Genomic DNA, 4,103 nt, shown 5'->3' with positions numbered 1-4,103 from the left:
TGCTTAGGACGCGAGTAGAAGACTCGTTTGATGGGGTAGGGATGTGAGCTTCGAGGTTTTTTTCCGAGTTGTTTAGTCCGCTGCTTCCAATTGTTCGCTTGCTTTATTTTCTTTTATTATATTCATAAGAAAATTAGTTAAACGAATTCTAGTGTGTTTATTAATGGATAATTAGGATTCGGTTTGGTGTATTCAGTTTGGGTGAAAATGTACGTTTAAAAAAAGATTATCAAATTTATTTATTATGCTCATAAATGAGTTTGGCGGTCATAGCGATGGGGTTACACCTGGTCTCGTTTCGATCCCAGAAGTTAAGTCTTTTCGCGTTTTGTTTGTGTACTATGGGTTTCGGTCTATGGGAATTTCATTTAGCTGCCAGCCTTTTTTTATCTACAATTATTTAGTTTTATATTTTACGAACTATTTATAATCTATTTTTATGTTATTTTTTTATAATAATCTATTTTCATATAATCTATTGCACAATTTTTTCTAGATTTATCTATTTTTAACATATATCTCTTTGAAATAACAAAAACTTTATATACTATGTATAACAATTGTTATATAATGAATATTTTTCTTAAAATTTATTTTTAATATTTGCTTTTTTTAATAGTTCTTCAAGAGAAAAAACAATTGTATTAATAAAATATAACAATTGTTATTTTTAGGAAGTATTAAAAAAATTTTTAAAAAAAAAGAATATTTTTAAGAATTTTATTAAATGTCTAATTTATTAAAATCCACTAGTATTCATTATATTTATTAAATTATTATATTATAGGTGATAAAATGACTAACAAAAATTATGGATTAAGTACTTTAGGATTACACGCAGGACAAGAAGAACCAGACCCAGCAACCGGAGCAAGAGCTGTACCGATTTACCAAACTTCATCTTATGTATTTAAGGATACGGATCAAGCAGCTAATAGGTTTGCTCTTCAAGAATTTGGTCAAATTTACAGTAGATTAACTAATCCTACTAATGATGCATTTGAAGCAAGAATTGCTGCAATAGAAGGAGGTAACTCTGCAATATCTGCTGCTAGTGGTTTAGCTGCTATTACTTATGCTTTATTAAACATTACCCAACCTGGAGATGAAATTGTTTCTGCAGATAATTTATACGGTGGAACATATCAATTGTTTGATTACACTTTCAAAGATTTGGCACGTAATGTTATCTTTGTAGATTCTCAAGATCTTGATGCTTTTGAAGCTGCTATTACTGACAAGACAAAAGCAATTTATGTGGAATCTATAGGAAATCCAAAATTGGATGTGCCTGAATTTGAGAAACTTGCTGAAATAGCTCATTCTCATGATATTCCTTTAGTTGTAGACAACACTTCTGCTGTTGGATTAGTAAGACCTTTAGAACATGGAGCGGATGTAATTGCTGCTTCAGCAACTAAATTTGTTGGAGGTCATGGTACTGCAGTAGGAGGATATATTGTTGATAGTGGTAAATTCAATTGGGGTAATGGTAAATTCCCTACCCTTTCTGAACCAGATCCAAGTTATCATGGTCTTAACTATTGGGAAGTATTTGGTGATTTCCCAGGTCTTGGAAACATTGCTTACACTCTCCGTATAAGAGCAAGATTATTAAGAGATTTAGGTGCAACACTTGCTCCTGTCCACAGTTTCATATTCTTGCAAGGTTTAGAAACTTTATCTATCAGAATGGCTAAACATTCTGAAAATGCATTAAAAGTAGCTAAACATTTAGAAGCACACCCTGCAGTAAGTTGGGTAAGTTATCCTGGACTTGAAAGCCATCCAACCCATGAAACTGCTAATAAATACTTAGGAGATCAATATGGTGCATTATTAACCTTTGGTGTAAAAGGTGGTCTTGAAGCAGGAAAAGAATTTATCGATAATGTTGAATTGTTATCTTTACTTGCTAATATTGGTGATGCAAAAAGTTTGGTTATCCACCCAGCTTCCACTACACACCAACAATTAACTCCTGAAGAACAGGAAAGCACTGGTGTAACTCCTGACTTGATTAGAGTATCTGTAGGTCTTGAAGATGTAGAAGATATCATTGCTGATATTGATCAAGCTTTAGAAAAAGTTACTGCTAAATTTGGAGAATAATTAAATTTCTCCAAATCATTTTTAATATTTCTATACCCTCAATTTTTTATTTTTTTTTAAATTTTCGTATTTTTTCAATTATTTTTTTGCTTATATTTTTCAATTTTTATAATGCTATTTTTTAAAAAAGTTAGTTAAACCTAAACTTTATATACTAAAACTTACTAATAATAAATTAGGAAATATAACTATAGTTATATTTTTTAAAAAATTATAATAACGTAGTTATTTTATCTTTAAAAAAATTAATGTAATTACTAAAAAAAATAATTTTATTTATAGAAAAAATCGGAGAGCTAATTATGATATATATGGATAATTCTGCTACTTCTCCAGTAAAAGAAGAAGTATTTAATGCAATGGTACCTTATTTGAAAGAAGAATTCGGTAATCCTTCTACTTTTTATAAATTAGGTAGAAATGCTAAAAAAGCGGTTGAAGAAGCTCGTGAACATGTAGCTAAATTAATTAATGCTGATACAAGAGAGATCATATTTACAAGTGGAGGAACTGAATCTGACAATATGGCTATAAAAGGAGTAGCCTTAAAATATGAAGATAAAGGTAAACATATTATTACAACAGAAATTGAGCATCCTGCAGTATTAAGAACTTGTGAATTCTTGGAAACAAGAGGTTATGAAGTTACTTATTTGCCAGTAAATGAAAATGGTATAATCAGTATAGATGATTTGAAGGATGCAATCAGAGAAGATACAATTTTAATTTCTGTAATGCATGCAAATAATGAGATAGGAACTATCCAGCCTATTGTAGAAGTAGGAAAGGTTGCAAAGGAAAATGGCATTTTATTCCATTGCGATGCAGTGCAATCTGTAGGTAAGATTCCAGTGGATGTAAAAGAAGCAAACATTGACTTATTATCTATCTCTTCCCATAAGATTTATGGTCCAAAAGGAGTTGGAGCAATATTCATTAGAAAAGGAGTAAAATTAGAATTATTGATTCATGGTGGTGGCCAAGAAAACCGTCTTAGATCAGGTACTGAAAATGTTCCAGGTATTGTCGGTTTTGGTAAAGCTGCAGAACTTGCTTATGAACAATTAGATGAAAACATTGCAAAGCTTACTGAATTAAGAGATTCACTTATCGAAAAGATTAGTGAAAGAATTCCAGAAGCTTACTTGAATGGTGATAGAGAAAATAGACTTCCAAATAATGTAAACTTCAGATTTGCAGCAATCGAAGGTGAAGGATTAATCTTAAGATTGGATGCAAAAGGAATCAATGGTGCAACAGGTTCTGCATGTTCATCAAAAAGTCTAAAGGCATCTTATGTATTAAGTGCTTTAGGTTTGGAAGATGCTGAAATCCACGGTTCCCTAAGATTAAGTTTAGGTACTGAAAATAGCTTAGAAGATGTTGATGTTGTTGTAGATGCATTGGATGAAGTTGTTGCAGGATTAAGAAGAATGTCCCCATTATGGGATAATGAAAACAATGAATCTTTAGAATTGGATGAGTCTAAGTTTACAGACCCAGATCATTAAGTAAAAATTTAAATATTATGATTATTTAAAAAAATAATGTAAAGAATAAGGTGATAATATATGTACAGTGAAAAAGTTATGGACCATTTTGCAAATCCAAGAAATTCGGGTATTATTGAAAATGCAAGTGGTGAAGGAACTGTTGGAAACCCTACTTGTGGGGATTTAATGACTATTTACATTGATGTTGATGACAATGATGTAATTCAAGACATTAAGTTTGAAACCTTTGGTTGCGGTGCTGCAATTGCTACAAGCAGTATGATAACTGAAATTGCAAAAGGAATGACAGTTGATGAAGCTTTAGAAATTACTAGAAATGATGTTGCTGATGCATTAGATGGTCTTCCACCAATCAAGATGCACTGTTCCAACTTAGCAGCAGATGCATTAACTGAAGCAATCAAAGATTACAAATCTAAAAAATCAGAATAAAAATTTTTATTATTAATTTTTAATTTTTTTATTCTATTTTTTTTA

General features: G+C 30.8%; 3 protein-coding genes and 2 rRNA genes. All 5 read left to right on the top strand.

Annotated features, from left to right (window positions below; all coding sequences use genetic code 11):
- Positions 1–110 (top strand): 23S ribosomal RNA (locus tag IJI80_RS07110); the annotation flags it as partial.
- Positions 111–259: 149 nt separating this feature from the next.
- Positions 260–381: ribosomal RNA gene (gene rrf, locus IJI80_RS07105) — 5S ribosomal RNA — on the top strand.
- A gap of 414 nt (positions 382–795) precedes the next feature.
- On the top strand, positions 796–2,112 hold the full coding sequence (locus tag IJI80_RS07100) for an O-acetylhomoserine aminocarboxypropyltransferase/cysteine synthase family protein (protein ID WP_292788805.1): 1,317 nt from the start codon (positions 796–798) through the stop codon (positions 2,110–2,112).
- Positions 2,113–2,417: 305 nt separating this feature from the next.
- Positions 2,418–3,623 carry a cysteine desulfurase NifS gene (nifS, locus tag IJI80_RS07095; RefSeq protein ID WP_292788806.1) on the top strand — a complete coding sequence of 402 codons (1,206 nt, stop codon included), beginning with the start codon at positions 2,418–2,420 and terminating at the stop codon, positions 3,621–3,623.
- A gap of 60 nt (positions 3,624–3,683) precedes the next feature.
- On the top strand, positions 3,684–4,058 hold the full coding sequence (nifU, locus tag IJI80_RS07090) for a Fe-S cluster assembly scaffold protein NifU (protein ID WP_292788804.1): 375 nt from the start codon (positions 3,684–3,686) through the stop codon (positions 4,056–4,058).
- Positions 4,059–4,103: the final 45 nt, after the last annotated feature.

Source organism: Methanobrevibacter sp. (genome assembly GCF_017432245.1).
Taxonomy (GTDB): domain Archaea; phylum Methanobacteriota; class Methanobacteria; order Methanobacteriales; family Methanobacteriaceae; genus Methanobrevibacter.
The sequence above is the reverse complement of the archived record's forward strand: the minus strand, read 5'-3'. Positions and strand labels throughout refer to the sequence as shown.

What these genes read in the sequence shown, in the direction of transcription:
- IJI80_RS07100 (WP_292788805.1), top strand. Translation starts at nt 796, where the DNA reads ATGACTAACAAAAATTATGGATTAAGTACTTTAGGATTACACGCAGGA.
- nifU (WP_292788804.1), top strand. Translation starts at nt 3,684, where the DNA reads ATGTACAGTGAAAAAGTTATGGACCATTTTGCAAATCCAAGAAATTCG.